17 protein-coding genes and 1 pseudogene are annotated in these 21,284 nt (G+C 61.4%); 11 read left to right on the top strand and 7 right to left on the bottom strand.

What is annotated here, in order from left to right; all coding sequences use genetic code 11:
• The first annotated feature begins 103 nt into the window (after positions 1 to 103).
• Positions 104 to 685: a GNAT family N-acetyltransferase gene (locus tag LRK71_RS09430; RefSeq protein ID WP_232402883.1), complete on the top strand. Its 582-nt coding sequence runs from the start codon at positions 104 to 106 to the stop codon at positions 683 to 685.
• Between the two features lie 305 nt (positions 686 to 990).
• Here the strand turns inward: LRK71_RS09430 and LRK71_RS09425 are convergent.
• Positions 991 to 1,098, bottom strand: a pseudogene (locus tag LRK71_RS09425) (permease); the annotation flags it as partial.
• A gap of 152 nt (positions 1,099 to 1,250) precedes the next feature.
• Between LRK71_RS09425 and pdxR the strand changes: the two are divergent.
• The 8 genes from pdxR (at position 1,251) to LRK71_RS09385 (ending at position 12,469) form a co-directional block, all read left to right on the top strand.
• Positions 1,251 to 2,711 carry a MocR-like pyridoxine biosynthesis transcription factor PdxR gene (gene pdxR / locus LRK71_RS09420; RefSeq protein WP_232402881.1) on the top strand — a complete coding sequence of 487 codons (1,461 nt, stop codon included), beginning with the start codon at positions 1,251 to 1,253 and terminating at the stop codon, positions 2,709 to 2,711.
• Between the two features lie 214 nt (positions 2,712 to 2,925).
• On the top strand, positions 2,926 to 4,698 hold the full coding sequence (gene xsc / locus LRK71_RS09415; RefSeq protein ID WP_232402879.1) for a sulfoacetaldehyde acetyltransferase: 1,773 nt from the start codon (positions 2,926 to 2,928) through the stop codon (positions 4,696 to 4,698).
• 5 nt (positions 4,699 to 4,703) lie between these two features.
• On the top strand, positions 4,704 to 5,450 hold the full coding sequence (locus tag LRK71_RS09410; RefSeq protein ID WP_232402877.1) for a TSUP family transporter: 747 nt from the start codon (positions 4,704 to 4,706) through the stop codon (positions 5,448 to 5,450).
• Positions 5,447 to 6,601: an acetate/propionate family kinase gene (locus LRK71_RS09405; protein WP_232402876.1), complete on the top strand. Its 1,155-nt coding sequence runs from the start codon at positions 5,447 to 5,449 to the stop codon at positions 6,599 to 6,601. Before LRK71_RS09410 ends, LRK71_RS09405 begins: the two co-directional genes overlap by 4 nt.
• 204 nt (positions 6,602 to 6,805) lie before the next feature.
• A complete protein-coding gene (locus LRK71_RS09400) occupies positions 6,806 to 7,795 on the top strand; it encodes a YeiH family protein (RefSeq protein WP_232403421.1) in 990 nt (329 codons plus the stop codon).
• Positions 7,796 to 7,850: 55 nt separating this feature from the next.
• Entirely contained in the window at positions 7,851 to 10,691 is a 2,841-nt protein-coding gene (locus LRK71_RS09395) for a molybdopterin oxidoreductase family protein (protein ID WP_232402875.1), read from the top strand.
• A 105-nt stretch (positions 10,692 to 10,796) separates the two neighbouring features.
• Positions 10,797 to 11,579, top strand: coding sequence for a 4Fe-4S dicluster domain-containing protein (locus tag LRK71_RS09390; RefSeq protein ID WP_232402874.1), 783 nt, complete (start codon positions 10,797 to 10,799; stop codon positions 11,577 to 11,579).
• Entirely contained in the window at positions 11,579 to 12,469 is an 891-nt protein-coding gene (locus tag LRK71_RS09385) for a dimethyl sulfoxide reductase anchor subunit family protein (RefSeq protein ID WP_232402873.1), read from the top strand. The genes LRK71_RS09390 and LRK71_RS09385 overlap by 1 nt, the downstream gene beginning before the upstream one ends.
• A gap of 354 nt (positions 12,470 to 12,823) precedes the next feature.
• Here LRK71_RS09385 and dapA read toward each other — a convergent pair whose 3' ends face one another.
• Positions 12,824 to 13,696 (bottom strand): 4-hydroxy-tetrahydrodipicolinate synthase, encoded by an 873-nt coding sequence (gene dapA, locus LRK71_RS09380; RefSeq protein WP_232402872.1) that lies wholly within the window; start codon positions 13,694 to 13,696, stop codon positions 12,824 to 12,826.
• Between the two features lie 138 nt (positions 13,697 to 13,834).
• On the opposite strand from dapA, the gene LRK71_RS09375 reads away from it, so the two are divergent.
• The gene (locus tag LRK71_RS09375) at positions 13,835 to 15,802 is read left to right on the top strand and encodes a lytic transglycosylase domain-containing protein (protein WP_232402871.1); all 1,968 of its coding nucleotides are present in this window, start codon (positions 13,835 to 13,837) and stop codon (positions 15,800 to 15,802) included.
• Here the strand turns inward: LRK71_RS09375 and LRK71_RS09370 are convergent.
• Together LRK71_RS09370 and mnmC2 are read right to left on the bottom strand one after the other, a co-directional pair.
• On the bottom strand, positions 15,758 to 16,660 hold the full coding sequence (locus tag LRK71_RS09370; protein ID WP_232402870.1) for a DMT family transporter: 903 nt from the start codon (positions 16,658 to 16,660) through the stop codon (positions 15,758 to 15,760). The genes LRK71_RS09375 and LRK71_RS09370 overlap by 45 nt on opposite strands.
• Positions 16,657 to 17,325 carry a tRNA (5-methylaminomethyl-2-thiouridine)(34)-methyltransferase MnmC2 gene (gene mnmC2 / locus LRK71_RS09365; protein WP_232402869.1) on the bottom strand — a complete coding sequence of 223 codons (669 nt, stop codon included), beginning with the start codon at positions 17,323 to 17,325 and terminating at the stop codon, positions 16,657 to 16,659. Before mnmC2 ends, LRK71_RS09370 begins: the two co-directional genes overlap by 4 nt.
• Before the next feature lie 89 nt (positions 17,326 to 17,414).
• Here mnmC2 and LRK71_RS09360 point away from each other — a divergent pair, with 89 nt between their 5' ends.
• Positions 17,415 to 18,455 carry an NAD(P)/FAD-dependent oxidoreductase gene (locus tag LRK71_RS09360; protein WP_232402867.1) on the top strand — a complete coding sequence of 347 codons (1,041 nt, stop codon included), beginning with the start codon at positions 17,415 to 17,417 and terminating at the stop codon, positions 18,453 to 18,455.
• 16 nt (positions 18,456 to 18,471) lie between these two features.
• Here the strand turns inward: LRK71_RS09360 and LRK71_RS09355 are convergent, their stop codons facing one another.
• The 3 genes from LRK71_RS09355 to LRK71_RS09345 all read right to left on the bottom strand — a co-directional run bounded on the left by LRK71_RS09355 (position 18,472) and on the right by LRK71_RS09345 (position 21,128).
• Complete coding sequence (locus tag LRK71_RS09355) at positions 18,472 to 19,287, bottom strand: HTD2 family dehydratase (protein WP_232403418.1); 816 nt, start codon at positions 19,285 to 19,287, stop codon at positions 18,472 to 18,474.
• A 182-nt stretch (positions 19,288 to 19,469) separates the two neighbouring features.
• The gene (locus tag LRK71_RS09350; protein ID WP_232402866.1) at positions 19,470 to 20,129 is read right to left on the bottom strand and encodes a YiaD family glycine zipper/OmpA-like lipoprotein; all 660 of its coding nucleotides are present in this window, start codon (positions 20,127 to 20,129) and stop codon (positions 19,470 to 19,472) included.
• 129 nt (positions 20,130 to 20,258) lie between these two features.
• Positions 20,259 to 21,128 carry a bifunctional transcriptional activator/DNA repair enzyme AdaA gene (locus LRK71_RS09345; RefSeq protein ID WP_232402865.1) on the bottom strand — a complete coding sequence of 290 codons (870 nt, stop codon included), beginning with the start codon at positions 21,126 to 21,128 and terminating at the stop codon, positions 20,259 to 20,261.
• Between the last annotated feature and the right edge of the window lie 156 nt (positions 21,129 to 21,284).

The raw sequence follows: 21,284 nt of genomic DNA, 5'->3' as shown, positions 1-21,284 counted from the left end.
CAATTGGACTGGTGAAATTATAGAAAGGCGGCCCTGTCTAAGGGGCCGCCTTTTTGGCATTGCTGTCGGGGCAAAGAACCGCAACAGCTCAAAGGATCGTCCCATGTGGGCAAAACCCGTCACGCTCACTGGCCAAAAGGTCACTCTCGCCCCCCTCTCGCAGGACCATGCAGTAGATCTGGCGAAGGCCAGCGCCGATGGAAACCTGTCCGCGCTTTGGTACACGACGATCCCGGCACCAGAGGCCGTTCCAGCCGAGATCAAACGCCGCCTGGCCTTGCAAGAAGCGGGCAGCATGCTGCCCTTTGCAATCCTTGATACCGAAGGGCAGGCCGTTGGCATGACCACCTATATGAACATCGACGCCGCCAATCAGCGGCTGGAAATTGGCTCTACCTGGTATCGTCAATCGGTACAGCGCTCTGGGGTGAACACTGAATGCAAACTGCTGTTGCTGCGCCATGCCTTTGACACGCTTGACGCCATCGCCGTCGAATTTCGCACCCATGTGATCAACCATCAAAGCCGACGCGCCATCGAACGGCTCGGTGCCAGGCTGGATGGCATCCTGCGCGCCCACATGAAAATGGCCAATGGCACCATTCGCGACACCGCGGCCTATTCAATCACAGCCGCCGAATGGCCCATGATCCAGGCGCATCTGCAGCACCTGATACAGCGCTGATCCAATCCGTCGGCGGGTCAAGGAGGCCAAAGGCCCCGCCGAATGGCGGCTTGTCCTTGAGGCGCTTTGCAAAATACACTCAAAAGCGGCCCTGTAGGGCAGATCAGCCCTTAAGGGCCATCTCAGCAATAAACCCTGTCATTTCCAGACTACCCCACCAAGGCGATAGCGCCAGATGAGGGCCACTGCCACTGCGCCGCGCGTCAGCGCGGCGCCGGGCCCAACGGGTGGAAGGCCTTCTTTGAAGGCCGACACCGGGCGGGAGCCCCGCCTGAAACCCGCATCCTTAGACCCGCTGCGACAGCCCCCGAACCAAGGCCGCCGCTGACGCGAAGTGCCAGATAGGTGGCAAAGACCTTTGGCTTGACCAAGCTCCAGACTACCGCCATCGCCGGGATCAAACTGACAGCCCCCTGCGCCGCGTCGTTCCAGATCCGTCTAGCCCTGCCAACAAAACCACAAAACGCGTTTCGTGGTTTAGGCACCAGAGACGCAAACCAAGGAATTTTCACCCTGGGGCGTAAGTCCAGATTGCGCCACAGTTATGTCCACCCTAAGGTGCCCCATGGCAATTTCTGTTGATACCTTCTTTTTGAACTCGGACGCCCAGGGCACCCTGCAGGCGCAGATCCAGGAAATGATCGCCGAAGGCATTCTTTCGGGGCGCTTCCGCGTCGGAGAAAAGCTTCCCTCCTCGCGCAAGCTGGCCGTTCACCTTGGCATCAGCCGTATCACCGTGACGCTGGCCTATACTGAACTTTTGGCAAATGACTATCTGACCTCGCGCGGTCGGTCGGGATATTTTGTCTCGGAAAATGCGCCTGTGCCCCCCAGCTATACCCCCCCCGTGAAATCCGAAGAGGCGGTGGACTGGAGCCAGGCGCTGGTCCGCACCTTCACCGGCGGTGACACCCCGCGCAAGGCCCGCGACTGGCGCAGCTATCGCTATCCCTTTATCTATGGGCAGGCGGATCCATCGCTGTTTGACCATGCCAATTGGCGACTGTGTTCACTGCGCGCTTTAGGGCAAAAAGACTTTGCCGCGCTGACGGATGATTACTTTGATCAGGACGATCCGCTGTTGATCGAATATATCGCCCGTCATACCCTGCCCCGGCGCGGGGTGATTGCACGCCCAGAACAAATTCTGATCACCCTTGGCGCCCAGAATGCTCTGTGGTTGGCCAGTCAGCTATTGCTGAACCGCGGCCGCAAGGCCAGCATCGAAGACCCGACCTATTACACCCTGCGCGACCAGCTTTCGCATCTGCGCTGCCAGGTGGATTGCATTCCGGTGGATGGCGATGGCCTGCCGCCGCAAGACATCGCAGAAGACACCGACGTGATCTTTTGCACCCCCAGCCACCAGAGCCCGACCACCGCCACCATGCCGATGGCCCGCCGCAAGGCCTTGTTGCAGCGGGCCCATGATATCGACGCGGTGATTGTCGAAGACGACTACGAATTCGAAATGTCCTTTCTTGGCGCCCCCTCACCTGCGCTGAAATCACTCGATGCCGATGGCCGGGTAATCTATGTTGGCAGCTTTTCCAAATCGCTGTTTCCGGGTCTGCGCCTGGGTTACATGGTCGGTTCCGAAGCCTTTATCCGCCAGGCCCGTGCCCTGCGCGCCAATGTGCTGCGCCACCCGCCCGGCCATATCCAGCGCACCGTCGCCTATTTCCTGTCGCTGGGCCACTACGATGCCCAGATCCGTCGCACCGCCAAGGTGCTGCATGACCGCCGCCATGTCATCGAAGAGGCCGTGAACACCCATGGGCTGACGGTCTCTGGGGTTGGCGTCTATGGCGGTTCGTCCCTGTGGATGCGCGCCCCCGACGGTGTTGATATGGCAGAGGTCGCAGCTAGGCTGAAACCCGAGAGCGTGATTATCGAACCCGGCGCACCGTTCTTTTCCGCCCAGAACCGCCAGCACAATTACTTTCGGCTGGGCTATTCCTCGATTGCTGCCAATCGCATCACACCCGGGCTGGCGCTCTTGGCAAAGGCACTGAAGCAGGGCTGAAGTCCGATCTTCTGCATCTGGGGAAGAGACGTCGGCAGCACCGCGACGAACCTCCAAAACAGGACTTTTGCGTCGGGGGGCATCATGGCGCAAATCCTTGGCTATATCCGCCTCTGAAACTGGCCCTATCTGCGCGCGTCCTCTCTAGCCTAAACCAGTGGGAACCCCCGGTACCAGACCGGGGATCTTTATGTTTCACCCAGGAGCCCCCGCCATGAAAATGACCACCGAGGAAGCCTTTGTCAAAACCCTGCAAATGCACGGTATTCAGCACGCCTTTGGCATTATCGGGTCGGCCATGATGCCGATTTCCGATATCTTCCCCAAAGCGGGCATCACCTTCTGGGACTGCGCTCATGAAGGATCGGGCGGTATGATGGCGGATGGCTACACCCGCGCCACCGGCAAGATGTCGATGATGATCGCCCAGAACGGCCCCGGCATCACCAACTTTGTGACTGCGGTGAAAACCGCCTACTGGAACCATACACCACTCTTGCTGGTGACCCCGCAGGCCGCCAACAAGACCATCGGCCAGGGCGGCTTCCAGGAGATGGAGCAGATGCGCATGTTTGCCGACTGCGTCTGCTACCAGGAAGAGGTGCGCGACCCATCCCGCGTGGCCGAGGTGCTGAACCGGGTGATCATGCAGGCCAAACGCGCATCGGCCCCCGCTCAGCTGAACATTCCCCGCGATATGTGGACCCAGGTGATCGACATTGCCCTGCCGCAGATCGTCGAATTCGAACGCCCCGGTGGCGGCGAAACCTCGCTGCAAGAGGCTGCAGATCTGCTGTCCAGCGCCAAGTTCCCCGTCATTCTGAACGGCGCAGGCGTGGTGCTGGCCGGCGGCATTGATGCCTCGAAAGAACTGGCTGAACGGCTTGGCGCGCCAGTCTGCGTTGGCTACCAGCACAACGATGCCTTCCCCGGTTCCCACCCGCTGTTTGCTGGGCCCCTGGGCTACAACGGATCAAAGGCAGGGATGGAACTGATCGCCAAGGCCGACGTCGTTCTGGCCCTTGGCACCCGGTTGAACCCGTTTTCCACCTTGCCTGGCTATGGTATCGACTACTGGCCAACCGAGGCCAAGATCATTCAGGTTGATATCAACCCCGACCGCATCGGCCTGACCAAAAAGGTCACTGTGGGCATTGTCGGCGACGCCAAAAAAGTTGCTACCTCGATCCTGGGGTGCCTGTCGGACAGCGCAGGGGATGCGGGCCGAGATGAACGGATTGCGCTGATCTCGACCGCGAAATCCACCTGGGCGCAGCAGCTGTCCTCGATGGATCACGAAGACGACGATCCCGGCACCACCTGGAACGAACGGGCCCGCGCCGACAAACCCGAATGGATGAGCCCCCGCATGGCCTGGCGGGCAATTCAGGCGGCCCTGCCAAAAGACGCGATCATCTCGTCCGACATCGGCAACAACTGCGCCATCGGCAATGCTTACCCCTCGTTCGATGACAGCCGCAAATATCTGGCACCGGGCCTATTTGGCCCCTGTGGCTATGGCCTGCCTGCGGTTGTCGGTGCCAAGATCGGCTGCCCCGATGTGCCGGTTGTCGGCTTTTCTGGCGACGGTGCCTTTGGCATTGCGGTGACCGAACTGACCGCCATTGGCCGCGGTGAATGGCCTGCCGTCACCCAGGTGGTGTTCCGCAACTACCAATGGGGCGCGGAAAAGCGCAACTCGACCCTGTGGTTTGACGACAACTTTGTTGGCACCGAGTTGGACGAGCAGGTGTCCTACGCCGGTATCGCCAACGCCTGCGGCCTGAAAGGCGTTGGCGCCCGCACCATGGACGAGCTGACGGCAGCCCTGGCCCAGGCGGTTGCGGACCAGAAGAATGGCATCACAACCCTGATCGAGGCGATGATCAACCAGGAACTGGGCGAGCCTTTCCGCCGCGACGCGATGAAAAAGCCCGTATCTGTGGCAGGGATCGACCCGGCTGACATGCGCGAACAGCAGGTCTGACCCACATGAACCTGCCCTTTGATCTGACATCTGGCCAAGGGGCATATCTGGCCGCCGCCTTGTTTGCGGCGGCCGGTATTCGTGGCTATTCCGGCTTTGGGTTTTCCGCGATCTTTATCATTCTGGCTGCCCTTACCACCAATCCACTGCCCTTGATCCCCGTGATCTTTACCTGCGAAATCACCATGACGCTGTTTCAGGCGCGCGGCATTCGAGCCCATGTCGATTGGCGTCGGGCCGGCGCGCTGCTGCTGGGCGCGGTGCTTACGGTGATCCCGGCGGTGGCGCTGATGGCGCGGCTTGATCACCTGCAGGCGCGGCTGGCCGTCTCGGGGTTGATCCTGGTGCTAAGCCTGATCCTGCTGAGCGGCTGGCAGTTCACCCGCCCCATCGGCATGCTGGGCCACACTGGCGTTGGCATGATCTCTGGCACCGCCAATGCGGCCGGTGTCGGGGGCCTGCCCACCGCCGCCTTTCTATCGGCGCAATTGATCGCGCCCGCCACCTTTCGCGCCACAATGATTGTATTTCTGACCGGGATCGACCTGATGGCGCTGCCCGCGATGTCCGCGCATGGGCTGGTCACGGGCGAAACGGTTTTTGCAGCCCTGCTGGCCTTTCCCATCCTTGGCGCTGGCGTCTGGCTTGGCAGCCAGGGCTTTGCCCGCGCTGATCCGGCCCGGTTTCGCCGCAAGGTCGTTCTGCTGCTTGCCGCGCTTGCGGGCCTCAACATTGTGAAGGTGGCGCTATGAGCCCCCCAGCCGACATCCTGGTCCTGAACACAGGCTCTTCTTCGGTGAAGTTCGCCCTGTTCGACGCGACCCTGCAAGAACGGCTAAGCGGCGTGGCCGAGGGCATTGGCGGCAGGGGCCATATACGCCTCGCAAACACCGACAGGGCCTTGGATCTGCCGGATCACAGCGCCGCCCTGGCAGCGGTTCTGCAAGACCTTACCGAGGCAGGCACTGGCCCGGCCAGCCTGCGGGCGGTGGCGCATCGGGTGGTCCATGGCGGCACCAGCCTTACCCGCCCCACGCCTATCACAGCCGCGGTGCGGGCCGGGATCAAAGCCTGCGTGCCACTGGCGCCTCTGCACAATCCACAGGCGCTTGCGGCGATTGATGCGCTGGATCACCTGGCCCCCGATCTGGCGCAATATGCCAGTTTCGACACCGCCTTTCACGCCACCGCCCCGCAGGTGGCGCAACGCTATGCCCTGCCCCCCGAGGCCGAGGACCTGGGGCTGCGTCGCTACGGTTTTCACGGACTGTCCTACGCCGCCCTCTGCCGCCGCCTGCCCGAAATCTCGGGGCGGCCACTGCCCTCGCGGCTGCTTGCCTTTCACCTGGGCAATGGGGCATCCATCTGCGCCATCCATGCGGGCCAATCCGTCGCCACAACCATGGGATATTCGCCGCTAGAAGGGCTGACCATGGGCACCCGTGTCGGCACGCTTGATCCCAATGCGACCCTGCGCCTGGTGGAAGAAATCGGCCTGCGTGAAACCAAGCTTCTGCTGAACAGCCACTCAGGCCTTGCCGGCCTGTCTGGCGGCCTGTCGGATATGCGGGCGCTGGAACAAGCGGGCACGGCTGCCGCGGATTTTGCCATTGATCATTTCTGCTACTGGGCCATCCGCCATGGCCACAGCCTGATAGGCGCCATGGGTGGCTGTGACGCCATCGCCTTTACCGGCGGTATCGGCGAAAACGCCCGCAACATCCGCGCCCGCATTCTGGATGGCTTTGCCTGGCTTGGCTGTGTCATCGACCCAGAGTGCAACGCCCAAAACGCCGCCTGCCTGACGCGCCAAGCCGATACACCAGCCGCCTGGATCGTCCCCGCCGAGGAAGAGCGCCAGATCGCCATGGACGCCCGCACCCTGATCGAGGCCCTGCCATGAAGTAAAAGCCCCCCCCCCTGAATTTCCCACGAAACCGGAACAGGTTTCCTCTATTCGGTCACAGAATAGAAAAATTGCTTTGTATCGTGGGGTATGCCCAAATGACGACTGAAATTCCACACCTGCGTTTTGCAGCTCTGCCGCGAAAGCCCTGCCTTGACTGACACCGCCCTGCCCGCCCGCATAACGCTGACAGCCCAGGCCCTGCGCTGCCATGCGAAGGATCTGTTTCCCGGCGTTGCGGTCTCGATCATCGTCGCGGTCACGGCGCAGTTTCTTGCCGAACACTATGACACCCCTGCAATGTTGCTGGCACTGCTGCTGGGCATCGCCGTCAGCTTTCTGGGTGAAGAGGGTAAAACCGTCCCCGGAATCGCCTTTTCGGCCCGAACATTGCTGCGCCTTGGCATCGCCTTCCTGGGTGTGCGGGTCTCGATGGGGGTGATGATGGGGCTGGGCTGGCAGTTGATCGCCCTGGTGGCAGGGGGCGTTGTGGCCACTATCTGCTTTGGCCTGCTGGTGGCCCGTGCCTTTGGCCACAAATGGCGGTTTGCCTTGTTGACCGCGGGTTCCGTCGCCATCTGCGGTGCCTCGGCGGCCATGGCCATCAGCGCCATCCTGCCGCGCGATGAGCGTTCCGAGGAGCGGCTGATCTTCACCGTGATGGGGGTGACGGTCCTGTCGACCATTGCGATGATTGCCTATCCCATTCTAGTCAACCTCCTGGAACTGGATGCCAATCAGGCTGGTGTTTTCCTGGGCGGCACCATCCACGATGTCGCCCAGGTGGTCGGTGCAGGCTTTTCCATTTCAGAACAGACCGGCGACAGCGCCACCCTGGTCAAGCTGATCCGAGTGGCCATGCTGGCCCCCATTGTTCTGGTCGCCTCTTTGCTGATCCGCGCCTACGCAAAGCTGCCCGCAGACGGCACCCGCCCGCCGCTGCTGCCCGGCTTTGTCATTGCCTTTCTGGTGCTCGCCGGGCTCAGCTCTGCCGAGCTGATCCCGGCTGCGGCAAGTAACTTCCTAAGCCAGACCTCACGCTGGTTGCTGCTAACAGCGATTGCGGCGGTGGGCATGAAAACCAACCTGAAACAGGTGCTGGCCGTCGGAGGCGCAGCCATTGCCCTGCTGATCATGGAAACACTCTTTATTGCTGGGTTTATCCTGGCGGGGATCTTGGTTCTGACCTGATCCAACACTCAGACAAGCCTGCACACAGGCAAGCCAACAGGTTAAGGGAGGCCAGATGACATTCCAGCAACCCCAGGTGGAGACATCCCCCAAGGTATCAGACGAAATCCGCCAGACCACCTGCTACATGTGCGCCTGTCGCTGTGGCATCAACGTGCATATGAAGACCAATGAGGATGGCAAGAAAGAGGTCGCCTATATCGAAGGCAACCGCGATCATCCAGTCAACAAAGGCGTGCTTTGCGCCAAGGGCTCTGCCGGGATCATGCAGGTCAATGCGCCCTCACGGCTCAAGGCCCCGCTGAAACGGGTGGGGCCGCGCGGTTCCGGCGAGTTTGAGGAAATCTCCTGGGACGAAGCGCTGGAGATCGCCGCTGGCTGGCTGGAACCGATCCGCCAAGATGATCCCTCCAAGCTGGCCTTTTTCACTGGCCGGGATCAGTCGCAGTCTTTCACCGGTTTCTGGGCGCAGAACTTTGGCACCTGCAACTATGCGGCGCACGGCGGCTTTTGCTCGGTCAATATGGCGACGGCCGGCATCTACACCATCGGCGGCGCCTTTTGGGAGTTCGGCCAGCCCGACTGGGACCACACCAAATTGTTCATGCTGTTTGGTGTCGCCGAGGATCACGACAGCAACCCGATCAAAATGGGCCTCGGCAAGATCAAGGCCCGCGGCGCGCGGGTGATCGGCGTCAATCCAATCCGCTCGGGCTATAACGCCATCGCAGATGACTGGGTTGGCATCACACCCGGCACCGACGGGCTGTTCATCCTGGCGCTGGTGCATGAACTGATGAAGGCCGGCAAGATCGACCTCGATTACCTCAGCCGCTACACCAATGCGCCGGTGCTGGTGAACCAGGACCCTAATTCACCAGACAAGGGCCTGTTCCTGCGCGACGACCACGGCACCCCGCTGGTGATCAACCGCAAGACCGGCAAACTGGCCCCTTTTGACATGCACGGTGTGCGCCCCGACCTGGGCGGCAGCTTCACGATGGGCGATGTCACCCATGTTTCGGTCTTCCAGCTGATGGCCGAGCGGTATTTGCGCGATGAATACGCTCCCGAAGCCGTGGCCGAGCGCTGCGGCATTCCGGCCAACCGCATCCGCGCCATCGCCGCCGAACTGGCCCGCGTCGCCTTTGACGAAGCCTTTGAGCTGGACCAGGAATGGACGGATTTTCGCGGCGAAAAACACGACAAGATGATCGGCCGACCCGTGGCCATGCACGCCATGCGCGGTGTGTCAGCCCATGCCAACGGCTTTCAGACCTGCCGCGCTCTGCATGTGTTGCAGATCCTGCTTGGCACGGTCGAGGCCCCCGGTGGTTTCCGCTTCAAACCGCCTTATCCCAAACCGGTTGAGGCCCACCCGGCCCCCCATTGTCGTGTCACCCCCAACAAACCGCTGGATGGGCCACATCTGGGCTTTGTACACGGGCCAGAACATCTGGCACTGAAAACCGATGGTAGCCCGGCGCGCATCGACAAGGCCTTCACCTGGGAAAACCCGATGTCCAGCCACGGGCTGATGCATATGGTGATCTCCAACGCCCATGCAGGCGACCCCTACAAGATCGACACATTGTTTATGTATATGGCCAATATGTCCTGGAACTCCTCGATGAACACCGGCGGCGTGATCGAGATGCTGACTGACAAGGACGCCGACGGCGCATACAAGATCCCCCGTATTATCTATTCCGATGCCTATTCTTCGGAAATGGTGGCCTATGCCGATCTGATTCTGCCTGACACCACCTATCTGGAACGCCACGACTGTATTTCGATGCTGGATCGCCCGATCTGCGAAGCCGACGGCGCCGCCGACGCAATCCGCTGGCCAGTGATCGAACCTGACCGGGATGTACGGGGCTTTCAGACCGTACTGGTGCAGCTGGCCAATAAGATGAAACTGCCCGGTTTCACCCATGAGGACGGCAGCGCCAAATGGCAGGACTACGCCGACTATATCATCAACCACGAGCGTAAACCCGGCATCGGCCCCCTGGCAGGTTTTCGAGGCCCCGATGGCAACAGATCCGGACGTGGCGAACCCAACCCGCAGCAGTTGGACAAATATATCCAAAACGGCGGCTTCTTTGTCGAACATATCCCCGCCGAGGCCAGCTACTTCAAACCCTGGAACATGGCCTATCAGGACTGGGCGGTGGACCTTGGGCTGTATGACAGCCCACAACCCTATCTGTTTCAGCTCTATGTGGAGCCGATGCGCAAATTCCAGCTGGCCGCCGAAGGCCACGGTGAACGCCAGCCCCCGGAACACCTGCGTCAGCGCATCAAAGACACCATGGACCCGCTGCCGATCTGGTATGAGACCGACCAGCAGGGCAACGAGGGTTTCACCGTCAACGCCCTGACCCAACGCCCCATGGCGATGTATCACTCCTGGGGCAGTCAAAACGCCTGGCTCCGCCAGCTGCATGGGCACAACCCGCTCTATCTGCCGACAAAACTGATGCGGCAGCACGATTTGGCGGATGGCGACTGGGCCCGCGTCTCCTCTCCCCATGGTGAAATCACGGTCCCGGTGATGGAAATGGCCGCGCTCAACAACAACACGGTCTGGACCTGGAACGCCATCGGCAAACGCAAAGGCACCTGGGGCCTGCAGGAAGACGCTCCCGAAGCCACCAAGGGCTTCCTGCTCAACCACCTTATCCACGAGCTCATGCCCGCCAGAGGCGACGGGCTGCGCTGGGCCAACAGCGACCCCATTACCGGCCAGGCCGCTTGGTTCGACCTCAAGGTGAAAATCGAAAAAGCCGGCGCGCCACAGGATTTCACCGAAAGCCAGCCGACACTGGCCTCGATCAAATCTCCTGTCGGTACCGGCCCCAAAAACCTGGCGTGGAAAGTGGGCAAATGACCAGGCTCTTTCTCTGGCTCCCCGCCCCTTCATTTGGCCCCAAATATCCCGGGGTCTGGGGCAGCGCCCCAGTCCGTCCCAGCCCAAAACCGGAGGCCCGCTCTGATGACTGAACTCCCGACCACAACCACCCGCAAGATGGGCCTGGTCATCGACCTGGACACCTGCGTTGGCTGCCATGCCTGCGTGATCTCCTGCAAAGGCTGGAACACCGAAAACTATGGCGCGCCGCTGTCAGATCAGGATGCCTATGGCGCCGCACCTGTCGGCACCTTCCTCAACCGGGTTCACAGTTTCGAGGTACAGCCCGCTGCCACAGCGGCGCAGCCCGCCCCGGCAGCACAACTGATCCATTTCCCCAAATCCTGCCTGCACTGCGAAGACGCCCCCTGCGTCACCGTCTGCCCCACCGGGGCCAGTTATAAACGGGTCGAAGACGGCATCGTCTTGGTCAATGAAAGCGACTGCATCGGCTGTGGACTTTGCGCCTGGTCCTGTCCCTATGGCGCACGTGAACTCGACCTGGCCGCCGGGGTGATGAAGAAATGCACCCTTTGTGTCGACCGCATCTACAATGAAAACCTACCCGAAGTGGACCGCGTGCCCTCTTGCGTGCGCACCTGCCCATCTGGGGCGCGCCATTTTGGCGATCTAGGGGATCCGGACAGCGCGGTCAGCCAGTTGGTAAAGGCCCGCGACGGCATGGATCTGATGCCTGAAATGGGCACCAAACCGGTGAACAAATATCTGCCGCCGCGCCCCAAGGATACGCTGGAGGATCAAGTCGACATCCTTGCACCGCTGCTGGCCCCCGCGACAGAAGATCCCGGCGGCTTCCTGGGCTGGCTGGACAAGGCTCTGGACAAACTTCCAGGGGGGAGCGCCTGATGCATCCGGCACCATCTGTCATTCTTTTCACCACCCTGTCCGGCTTTGGCTTTGGCCTGCTGGTCTTTCTGGGGCTGGGCTATCCCGGTGTTACCGGTTGGATGGCCTTTGTCTTTTACGCCATTGCCTACGGGCTGGCGGTTGGCGGCTTGCTGGCCTCGACCTTTCACCTGGGCCGCCCAGAACGGGCCCTCAAGGCCTTTCGCCAGTGGACGACCAGCTGGCTCAGCCGAGAGGGGATCTGCGCGATTGCCGCGCTGCTGGTGATGGGGCTCTATGCCTTTGGCGCCATCTTTATGGACAGGACCTGGCCTGCTCTGGGTGTGATTGGTGCGGTTCTCAGCCTTGGCACTGTGTTCACCACCTCGATGATCTATTGCCAGCTCAAAACCGTTCCACGCTGGAATATGCCGCTAACGCCAGTGGTGTTTCTCAGTTTTTCCCTTGCAGGCGGTGCGCTGCTGGCCGGGCAAGAGAGCCTCGCGATCTGGCTGTTGCTCATCGCGGGGGCAGTGCAATTGGCCTATTGGTGGCAAGGCGACAAGGCCTTTGCTGCTTCTGGCACCACCATGGCCAGTGCCACCGGACTGGGAGGGGATGGCGCAACGCTGCGTGCCTTTGAGCCGCCCCATACCGGCAGCAACTATCTGCTACGCGAATTTGTCCATGTGGTCGGGCGCAAACACGCGCAGAAACTGCGGGCCATTGCGCTGGTTATGGGCTTTATCCTGCCGGTCCTACTGCTGGTGCTGCCCGTCGATTCCAACCTGGTGAAACATCTGATGGCAGCCCTGGCCGTAGTGGCCCATATGAGCGGGGTTGCGGTCTCTCGCTGGCTGTTCTTTGCCCAGGCTGAACATGTGGTTGGCCTGTATTACGGCAAACGCTAGGCGCAGCCCCGCGGCAGTACCCCGATCTGACAATTGCCATACTGACAGTGGAAGACGCCATTGCCGACAGCGGCTTGGAACACAGCTCGAGTTGGGAGGATGTGGCGGATATACCGGACCCACATGCCAGACAAGGCGCAGCACCTGAGCGGTGCTTTGTCTGCGCCCAAATTCAAGCGGGAAGATCATTGGCGATGGCTTTAGGGGTCCACCCCTCTGCGCCTGTGGCGCATTCACCCCGAGGTATTTTGCGTAAGATGAAAGTGCGGCCGAGGTGCTGGAGATTGCGCAAAACAAAACAGGCCCTGCAGAACTGCAGGGCCTGTTCCATTTAATACTAAACCTGCCCGAGGCTTACAGCAGGCCTGCCTGCACCATGGCAGCGTCGATTGCAGCCTTGGTGGTATCTTCCAGGCCAGTCAAGGGCGAGCGGACGTCTTCGCTGCAAAGGCCAAGCTTGCTGAGGCCATATTTGGCACCAACAAGGCCCGGCTCAATAAAGATCGCCTCATGCAAGGGCATCAGTTTATCCTGATATTCAAGTGCCTTGGAGTAATCTCCAGCAAGTGTTGCTGCCTGAAATTCTGCACAGAGGCGTGGCGCCACATTGGCGGTGACCGAAATGCAGCCTACACCACCATGGGCGTTAAAGCCCAGCGCAGTGGCATCTTCGCCCGAGAGTTGCACAAAATCGGCCCCACAAGAGGCGCGTTGCTGGCTGACCCGCGCGATATCGCCTGTGGCATCCTTGACACCGATGATCCGAGGCAGTTTTGCCAGGGTGCCCATGGTGGCGGGCGTCATGTCGACGACGGAACGGCCGGGGATGTTGTAGATGATGATCGGCACATCGGCGCAGTCATGGGCCGCCTGAAAATGCGCCAGCAAGCCGCGCTGTGTTGGCTTGTTGTAATAGGGGGTGACCACCAGCGCCGCGTCTGCACCGACCTTCTGTGCAAATTCAACAAAGCGAATCGTCTCAACCGTGTTGTTGGAGCCGGCACCGGCAATCACCGGAACCCGGCCGGCGGCGGCCTTGACCACCTCGGCGATCACTGCCTCGTGTTCTTCATGGGTGAGCGTAGGGCTTTCACCGGTGGTTCCAACCGGAACAAGCCCGCTAGAGCCTTCGGCAATGTGCCATTCGACCAAGCGTTTAAGCGCATCCAGATCCAACGCGCCGTTTTGTAACGGGGTGACGAGGGCTGGCATAGAGCCTTTAAACATGGGTGCGCTCCCTTTGAGTTGGGTCTGGCAGGCGGAGGCCCGCCATCAGTGAAGGCGTGATTGGTTTTGGAGTTGATCCCAACCACACACGGATTATCGTCAATGGCTCTATCCTCGGATCTACTATAAAAGCAAGCCATGACACGCATTCTCCTCATGATATCGCTGATCCTGACCTTTGGATCTGTTGCAGAAGCTCAGGCGAACCCCCTGCAGCGCGCATTGGAGCTGATCCGTGCAGAGAAATGGCCCGAGGCCCTGACCGCCGTCGGGGTGCAGACCACGGTGGCGCATGACATCGTTGAATGGCACCGGCTACGGGCCAAGGAAGGCTCTGCGGCGGATGTGGAGGCGTTTCTGGCGCGCCGTCCTGACTGGCCCGGCCTGCCCTATCTGCGGCGACGCAACGAAGAGCTGATCATCGAGAAATCCCACACCCGGGTGCGCGCATTTTTTGCCGATCAGTCCCCCCAGACTCCGGAAGGGGCTGCCAGTCTGGCGCGGGCGCATTTTGCCAAGGGCAACCAGACGGAGGGCGAGGCAGAGCTGATCCGCGCCTGGCAGAAAATGCCGATGAGCGAGGAAACCCAGACCGCCTATCTGGCCGATCACGCCGCGCTATTGCAACCACATCACGCGGCACGGATCAGTCAGCTGTTGTGGGATGGCCATGATGTCAGCGCCAGTCGCATGTTGCCCCTGGTCGCAGAGGGGCCGCGCGCCCTTGCAGAGGCCCGCATTGCCCTGCAAAAGCAGGCCGCCGGGGTTGATGCCAAGATCGAAGCCATCCCCGCCGCGCTGCAGGGGGATCCGGGGCTGGCCTATGATCGCTTTTCCTGGCGCGATCAAAAACGGCGGCAAGAGGACGCTATCGCCCTGATGATGGATCGCAGCACCAGCGCCGAGGCCCTGGGGCAGCCGGAAAAATGGCTGCGTCGGCGCCGCGACCTGGCCCGCCAGTTGATGCGCGATGGCGAAAACGAGCGGGCCTATCAACTGGCGGCGCATCATTTTGCCACGCCTGATATCGGCTATGGCTATTCCGATTGCGAATGGCTGGCGGGCTATATCGCGCTGCGCAAGCTCAATGATGCCGAATTGGCAGCCTATCATTTTGAACGTTTCCTGGCCTCGGTTGAGACACCGATTTCTGTCGGGCGTGGCGGCTATTGGCTGGGGCGCGCCTATGCCGCCCAAGGAACCGTGGACAAGGCGCATGCGGCCTATGCCAAGGCCGCCGATTATCAGAGTTCATTTTACGGACTGTTGGCAGCGCAGGCCCTGGGGCGCAGCTTTGATCTGGCGCTTGCTGCGCCACCGCAACAGCCGTCCTGGCGCGGCGCTGCGTTTATGGACTCCTCCGTCATCGAAGCTGGATTGCTGCTGCTGCAGGCGGGCGATCTTTCCCTCGCAGAGCGCTTTTTCACCCATCAGGTGGAAAGCCTGCCTGCCGATCAGGCGCGTCAATTGGGCCAAATGGCGGTTGATATCAACGAACCCCATCTGGCGGTGATGATTGCCAAGCGCGCCGCGCAGGCCGGCATCGAACTGCGCGGGGCCTATTATCCGCTGCACCCGGTTGCGTCAAAAACTCTGCCGATGGCACCGGAAATGATCCTGGCCATTGCCCGCCGAGAAAGCGAGTTTGACCCGAAGGTCATCAGCCATGCCGGGGCGCGCGGATTAATGCAGGTGATGCCCGCCACTGCCAAGCTGGTGGCCGGAGAGCTGGACATTCTGGACAAACACGACACCAGCCGCCTGACCGCGGAATGGGATTACAACGCCAGACTGGGCAGCCAGTACCTTGCCGGACTGGCAGACAGGTTCAAAGGCAATGTGGTGCTGATGGCCGCCGGGTATAACGCCGGGCCCCATCGCCCCACCGCCTGGATGGAACGCTACGGAGATCCGCGTGATGGCACCCCCGATATTATTGATTGGATCGAGCATATCCCCTTTAACGAGACCCGCAACTATGTGATGCGCGTCACCGAGAGCCTACCTGTCTATCGCGCTCGGCTGGGCAAGACCCCGCTGCCGGTCCCCTTCTCGCAAGAGCTATCTGGCGCGAGCCTTGCGGCTTTCGCGCCAAAGGGTGAATAGGCCTGCCACCATGATCAGGGCCGCGCCGGTGGCTACATTGAGGCGAATAACTTCGCCAAAGATGCTAACCCCAAGGATCGCGGCCCAGATCAGGTGAAAATAGGCAAAGGGCTGTACCGCGCTGGCCTCGGCCATCTCGTAGCATTTGATCAATAGCCAATGGCCCGCAACCCCAGAGACACAGAGGAGCGCCATCCAGAGCCAGTCGTGCTGGCTCATTGGTTCCCAGAACCAGATCCCGATCGAGGTCATAAAGACCATGCCAGCAGTTCCGGTCCAGAAAAAGCTGGTGGCGGTGCTGTCCTGGCGCGCGACATAGCGGGTGATCAACCCATAAAGCGCAAACATCAGGGCCGCGACAAAGGGAATGACCGCCGCCGGGTTGAAAACCCCGCCCCCCGGCTGCAGAATGATCAGGACCCCGATCAACCCGACCCCGATGGCGGCCCAACGGCGCCAGCCGACGGTCTCACCCAGGACCGGGCCGCTTAGCGCTGCCACCAATAGTGGATAGCAAATAAAGACCGCTTGGCTTTCCACCAGGCCCAACAGGGTAAAGCCATAAACAGCAGTGCATATTTCCGCCACGAGGAGCACTCCGCGAAACACCTGCAAGCCCAGTTGGCGGGTACGGGCAACCGCCCGAATGCCCCCGGGCGCGCGCAGGGCCAAGCACAGGACAAAGGCGGCAAAAAACCAATACCGCACCATGACCACCATATAGGTGTTGTAGGTGCCAGCCAGGTGGCGGGACAAGCCATCCTGCAAGGCAAAAACAATTGTGGCGGCAATCATCAGCAGGATGCCCGCTGGCACATTGTTGCTCTGCGGTTTGGGGTCCGTTGCGATTGTGCTCATGCAAGCATTGCCTTTGTCATATGTCTTTTGCGGCCAAATCCCGGCACCCGCGTCACCGCAAAGCCTGCCGCCTCCAGTCCGCGTCGCACAAAGCCTGCCGCCGTATAGGTGGCCAGCGAACCGCCTGCTGCCGTATGCTTGGCCACCTGTTGCAGCAGATCCTCTTGCCACAGTTCTGGGTTTTTTGCCGGAGAGAACCCATCCAGAAACCAGGCATTTGCCCGCCCTGTCCACTCTGGCAGCGACCTGCGGGCGTCGCCCTTGATCATTTCCAGCCTCAGTGTGCCAAGATCACAGCTACCGCTGCCCTGCCAGTGATCCAGGAAACGGCTGGCCCAGGGGGCGATTTCGGGAAAGGCTGCCAGCGCCCGTGCCATATCTGCGAGTGCCATGGGATAGGCCTCGAAACTGGTAAAGCGCAGCGCGCCGCTCTGGCCGCTTTCTTCCCAGGCGCGCCAGGTTGCCAGCATGTTCAGCCCGGTGCCAAAGCCCAGTTCCGCGACATGGTAGTCCGGCGCAAACCGCGCTGGCAGGTCATTGCCGCCCAAAAAGACATGGGCGGTTTCAGCCAGCCCGTCGTGTATCGAAAAATAGGGGTCATCAAACTGATCCGAAACGGGAATACGCTCTTCCCGCCAGCTGAGCCGGGCCTGCTGGTCTGTCATGCCATTTTCCCCTAAGTGATGTCTGAAGCTGGAGCGCGTTGAATCGCAGTTCCGTGCAACTAGCGTGACACTGGCGAAAGGTCGGAAAAATGGCAATGGCAGATATCACCGTGCGCGGCGCTGGCGCCTTTGGGCTTGCGATTGCCTGGGCCTGCACCCAGCGCGGTGCCCGCGTTCAGGTGGTCGACCCGCAGGGACCCGGCGCCGGAGCCAGCGGTGGGATCGTAGGGGCGTTGGCCCCGCATGTACCGGAGAACTGGAACCCCAAGAAACAGTTTCAGCTGGAAAGCCTGCTGATGGCCGCCACCTTCTGGGCCGAGGTCGAGGCCGCAGGCCATCTGTCAGCTGGCTACGGGCGTTGCGGTCGGCTGCAACCGCTGAAAGACGCGCGCGCCGTAGAACTGGCCCATCAGCGCGCCATTTCGGCTAAGGATCTCTGGCAGGGGCAGGCGCAATGGCAGGTTCGCCCGGTCACGGACCTGGGCCCATGGTGCCCGCCCAGCCCCACCGGCCTGGTGGTACAGGACAGTCTGAGCGGCCGACTACATCCGCGACAATCCTGCGCAGCGCTGGTGGCCGCACTGACCGCGCGCAGCGTTCCAATCCTGCGCGATGCCCCGGATGCCGGGTTGGTGCTGCACGCCAAGGGCCATGCCGGGCTGCAAGAGTTGAATACCGCCTTCGACCGCCCCATGGGCAATGGCGTCAAGGGACAGGCGGCGCTGCTGCGCTATGATGCGGGTGCGGTGCCACAGCTCTATGCGGATGGGCTGCATATCATCCCGCATGCGGATGGCACGGTGGCGATAGGATCAACCAGCGAGCGCGATTATGACGACCCGAACAGCACCGATGCCCAGCTCGACGCGGTGATCGCACGGGCGCGGGCAGCAGTTCCGGCGCTGGCAGATGCGGCAGTGATCGAACGCTGGGCCGGGCTGCGCCCCAGAGCGAAGAGCCGCGCCCCCATGCTGGGACAATGGCCAGATCGGCCCGGACATTTCATCGCCAATGGCGGCTTCAAAATTGGTTTTGGCATGGCCCCAAAGGTCGCCAGTGTCATGGCAGATCTGATGCTGGATGGGGTGGATGCAATCCCGGCAGGCTTTGCCGTCAGCGATAATCTGTAAGCGCTATCCGGCGGCCTTATCCAGCGGCTCCGGCCAAAACCGCGCTGGCCGGAATCGCGCTGGCCTGCATGCATTGGCGCCCATCCGGCGCCCGCACCCACAGATCTGTCCCATTGCAGCACAGGCTCGCCTCTTCGAAATGCATCAACGGCGCGGTGGCACGGAACGAAAACTCTGCCAGTGGACCCATCAGATCTTCTGCCAAGAGCATCAACTGCTGCGCCAAAAGCGGACCATGCACCACCAATCCGGCATAGCCTTCTACATCGCGGGCATAGTCCTGATCGTAATGAATCCGGTGGCCATTGAAGGTCAGCGCTGAATAGCGAAACAACAGGGTCGAGCTGAACTGCACGCAGCGGGCCACCTCTTCATCGGCACGGGCCTGCGGTGGGGCTGGTTTGGCAGCGGATGGATCCGGGTCTTCGCGGTAGACAAGATCGTGCCATTCCTGCACAGACAGTGCCCCTGCCTGCCAGATCTCATGCCGCAGCGTGACAAAACCCAGCGGGCCAGTGCGCCCCTGTTTGCGCCCTGCGTGTTCAACGCAAGAGCGCTTTTCCGCCTCTTGTCCGGCCAGAAGCGGGCGTTCAAAACGCAAGCGCCCCCCTGCCCACATACGCCGGGGCAGGCCAAGGTCCGGGATCAACCCAGATGCACCGCGCCCCGGATGCCCGTCCCTGCCCAGTTGCTCTGGCGGGACGGGGGTCCAGAAATACAGTTGATGAAAGAACGGCGGCAGCGCGGATCCGGATGTGATGTCCGGCGTCAGGCCCAGTGCCACCTGCAATGCGGCGGCGCGGGCTGGATCCATCACGTCACAGGCGCGCATGACCTGCGCCGTCCCTGGCAAGGCTTCGGCGCCTGGCGGCGCGGCGGGGGCTTGTTTGTCTGTCATGAAGCCATCTTAGCGTCGGGCAGCACCTGCGCAACTGCCGAACGGGCAAAGAAAAAGGGCCGCATCACATGCGACCCTTCTCTTGGGTCTTCAGCCCCTCGCCCAAAGGCGTGGGTTCACCCGGAGGTGGGGACAATGACGATTTCAACCCGGCGGTTCTGCGCCTTGCCCTCGGCCGTCAGATTGCTGGCCACCGGCTGCTCTTCGCCACGGCCAAAGATCTGCAGCCGGTTATAGGGCACGCCGCCCGCCTGCACCTGATCGGCCACCGTATTTGCCCGCCGCTCTGACAGGGCTTGGTTATAGGTTGCGTCGCCGTCGCTATCGGTATGGCCGATCACCTGCACCGCGCTGTTGGGATATTTCACCAGGCTCTGCGAGACCTGACGCAGATCGCCCTGAACGGCGGGGGAAATGGCCGCACTATCGGTGGCAAAGGTCAGATCATTGGGCAGGGAAACGATCAGCCGATCGCCGGTATTAACGATGGTGATGCCAGAGTTGGACAGGTTCTGGCGCAGCTCTGCCTCTTGTTTGTCCAGCTGATTGCCGATCAGGCCACCAACCAGCGCCCCGGCGACAGCACCGCCTGCCACAGCCGCGCCCTTGTTGCTGGAATTGGAAATCCCGGCAAGACCGGCCCCCACAAGCGCCCCAGCGATCAGGCCGTTGCGCTCTTTATTGCCGGGCTGGCGGATATCGCCCGTATCGGTGCAAGCCGAGAGCCCAAGGGTCACGGCCAGAAGGCCCGCGCTGGAAATTTTCAAAATGGTCATTTCGATACCTATTTTTCTGCTCAATTGACACAGGGTTTGCGCCATCTCGCCATTATATCATGCCTGGTGGCAATTGGCTCAACCACCCTAGCGGGACTCTGGGCGGAAACCTGCGCAAGCGCCGCGCTTTCAGCTTTGCTCGGGCATGCGGGAACGGGCTGGATCCTCACTGCGGGCGCTTTCATAGGCCAGTATCGCGCGTTTCACTGGCTGCCCCCAATGATAGCCGCCCAGTTCACCGGATTTCTTCAGAGCGCGATGGCAGGGGATCAACCAGCTGACCGGATTACGGCCAACGGCGGTGCCAACGGCGCGCACGGCTTTGGGGGAGCCAATGGATCTGGCAATTTCCGAATAACTGGTAACATGGCCATCGGGGATTGACAGCAGCGCCTCCCAAACCTTGATCTGCAGCGGCGCGCCAATCAAATGCAGCTTGGTTTCGCCCTTCTGGGCAAAGGCAGTATCCACCAGCGGGCGCAGCGCGGTTGGGTCTTCGACAAAGCGGGCCTGCGGCCAGCGCCCTCGCAGATCCGCCAGGGTTGGCTCTGCCCCGGTTTCCGCCGCAAAACCAAGACCACAGATGCCCTTGTCAGTGCCCATCACCAGGGCCAGCCCAAAGGGGCTGTCAAACCAGCCCCACAGGATCTCCAGCCCGGCGCCTTTGCGGGCGTATTCGCCCGGGCTCATGGCTTCCCAGCGCAGGAACAGATCGTGCAACCGGCCAGATCCCGACAGCCCAACCGCATGGGCCGTATCAAGGGTGGAAAAGCGTTCGCGCAGCAGGGTCTTGGCATGGCCCAGCCGCAGATATTGCTGATAGCGTTTGGGAGAGACCCCCACCCAAGCCGAAAACAGGCGCTGAAAATGCGCCGGACTCATACCCATGCGCCGCGCAAGTTCTTCCAGGGGCAAGTCATCGCCACTGGCATCAATCAACTCAATGGCGCGGCGCATCACACCATAGTGATAGCTGTCTTCGCTTGGCTGAATGGTCATCTGCTTTCCCCTGTCGCCCTCTGCCCCAGCATAGCGGTTGGCCGCCCGCCCCGGCGACCCGAAACCTGCGCGAAGCACAAAATCGCAGGCCAGACCGCTGCAAGGCAAGGAGTTCGAAACCCTGTACGCCTTTTTTGTTTGCGCAGGGCCGCGCCA

This window comes from Pseudophaeobacter flagellatus, from assembly GCF_021228235.1.
In the GTDB taxonomy this organism is placed as follows: Bacteria; Pseudomonadota; Alphaproteobacteria; order Rhodobacterales; family Rhodobacteraceae; genus Pseudophaeobacter; species Pseudophaeobacter flagellatus.
The sequence above is the reverse complement of the archived record's forward strand: the minus strand, read 5'-3'. Positions and strand labels throughout refer to the sequence as shown.

What these genes read in the sequence shown, in the direction of transcription:
- LRK71_RS09345 (WP_232402865.1), bottom strand. Translation starts at nt 21,128, where the DNA reads ATGACCATTCAGCCAAGCGAAGACAGCTATCACTATGGTGTGATGCGC.
- pdxR (WP_232402881.1), top strand. Translation starts at nt 1,251, where the DNA reads ATGGCAATTTCTGTTGATACCTTCTTTTTGAACTCGGACGCCCAGGGC.
- dapA (WP_232402872.1), bottom strand. Translation starts at nt 13,696, where the DNA reads ATGTTTAAAGGCTCTATGCCAGCCCTCGTCACCCCGTTACAAAACGGC.
- LRK71_RS09385 (WP_232402873.1), top strand. Translation starts at nt 11,579, where the DNA reads ATGCATCCGGCACCATCTGTCATTCTTTTCACCACCCTGTCCGGCTTT.
- LRK71_RS09375 (WP_232402871.1), top strand. Translation starts at nt 13,835, where the DNA reads ATGACACGCATTCTCCTCATGATATCGCTGATCCTGACCTTTGGATCT.
- LRK71_RS09405 (WP_232402876.1), top strand. Translation starts at nt 5,447, where the DNA reads ATGAGCCCCCCAGCCGACATCCTGGTCCTGAACACAGGCTCTTCTTCG.
- LRK71_RS09360 (WP_232402867.1), top strand. Translation starts at nt 17,415, where the DNA reads ATGGCAATGGCAGATATCACCGTGCGCGGCGCTGGCGCCTTTGGGCTT.
- LRK71_RS09350 (WP_232402866.1), bottom strand. Translation starts at nt 20,129, where the DNA reads ATGACCATTTTGAAAATTTCCAGCGCGGGCCTTCTGGCCGTGACCCTT.
- LRK71_RS09395 (WP_232402875.1), top strand. Translation starts at nt 7,851, where the DNA reads ATGACATTCCAGCAACCCCAGGTGGAGACATCCCCCAAGGTATCAGAC.
- LRK71_RS09390 (WP_232402874.1), top strand. Translation starts at nt 10,797, where the DNA reads ATGACTGAACTCCCGACCACAACCACCCGCAAGATGGGCCTGGTCATC.
- mnmC2 (WP_232402869.1), bottom strand. Translation starts at nt 17,325, where the DNA reads ATGACAGACCAGCAGGCCCGGCTCAGCTGGCGGGAAGAGCGTATTCCC.
- LRK71_RS09430 (WP_232402883.1), top strand. Translation starts at nt 104, where the DNA reads ATGTGGGCAAAACCCGTCACGCTCACTGGCCAAAAGGTCACTCTCGCC.
- xsc (WP_232402879.1), top strand. Translation starts at nt 2,926, where the DNA reads ATGAAAATGACCACCGAGGAAGCCTTTGTCAAAACCCTGCAAATGCAC.
- LRK71_RS09355 (WP_232403418.1), bottom strand. Translation starts at nt 19,287, where the DNA reads ATGCGCGCCTGTGACGTGATGGATCCAGCCCGCGCCGCCGCATTGCAG.
- LRK71_RS09410 (WP_232402877.1), top strand. Translation starts at nt 4,704, where the DNA reads ATGAACCTGCCCTTTGATCTGACATCTGGCCAAGGGGCATATCTGGCC.
- LRK71_RS09370 (WP_232402870.1), bottom strand. Translation starts at nt 16,660, where the DNA reads ATGAGCACAATCGCAACGGACCCCAAACCGCAGAGCAACAATGTGCCA.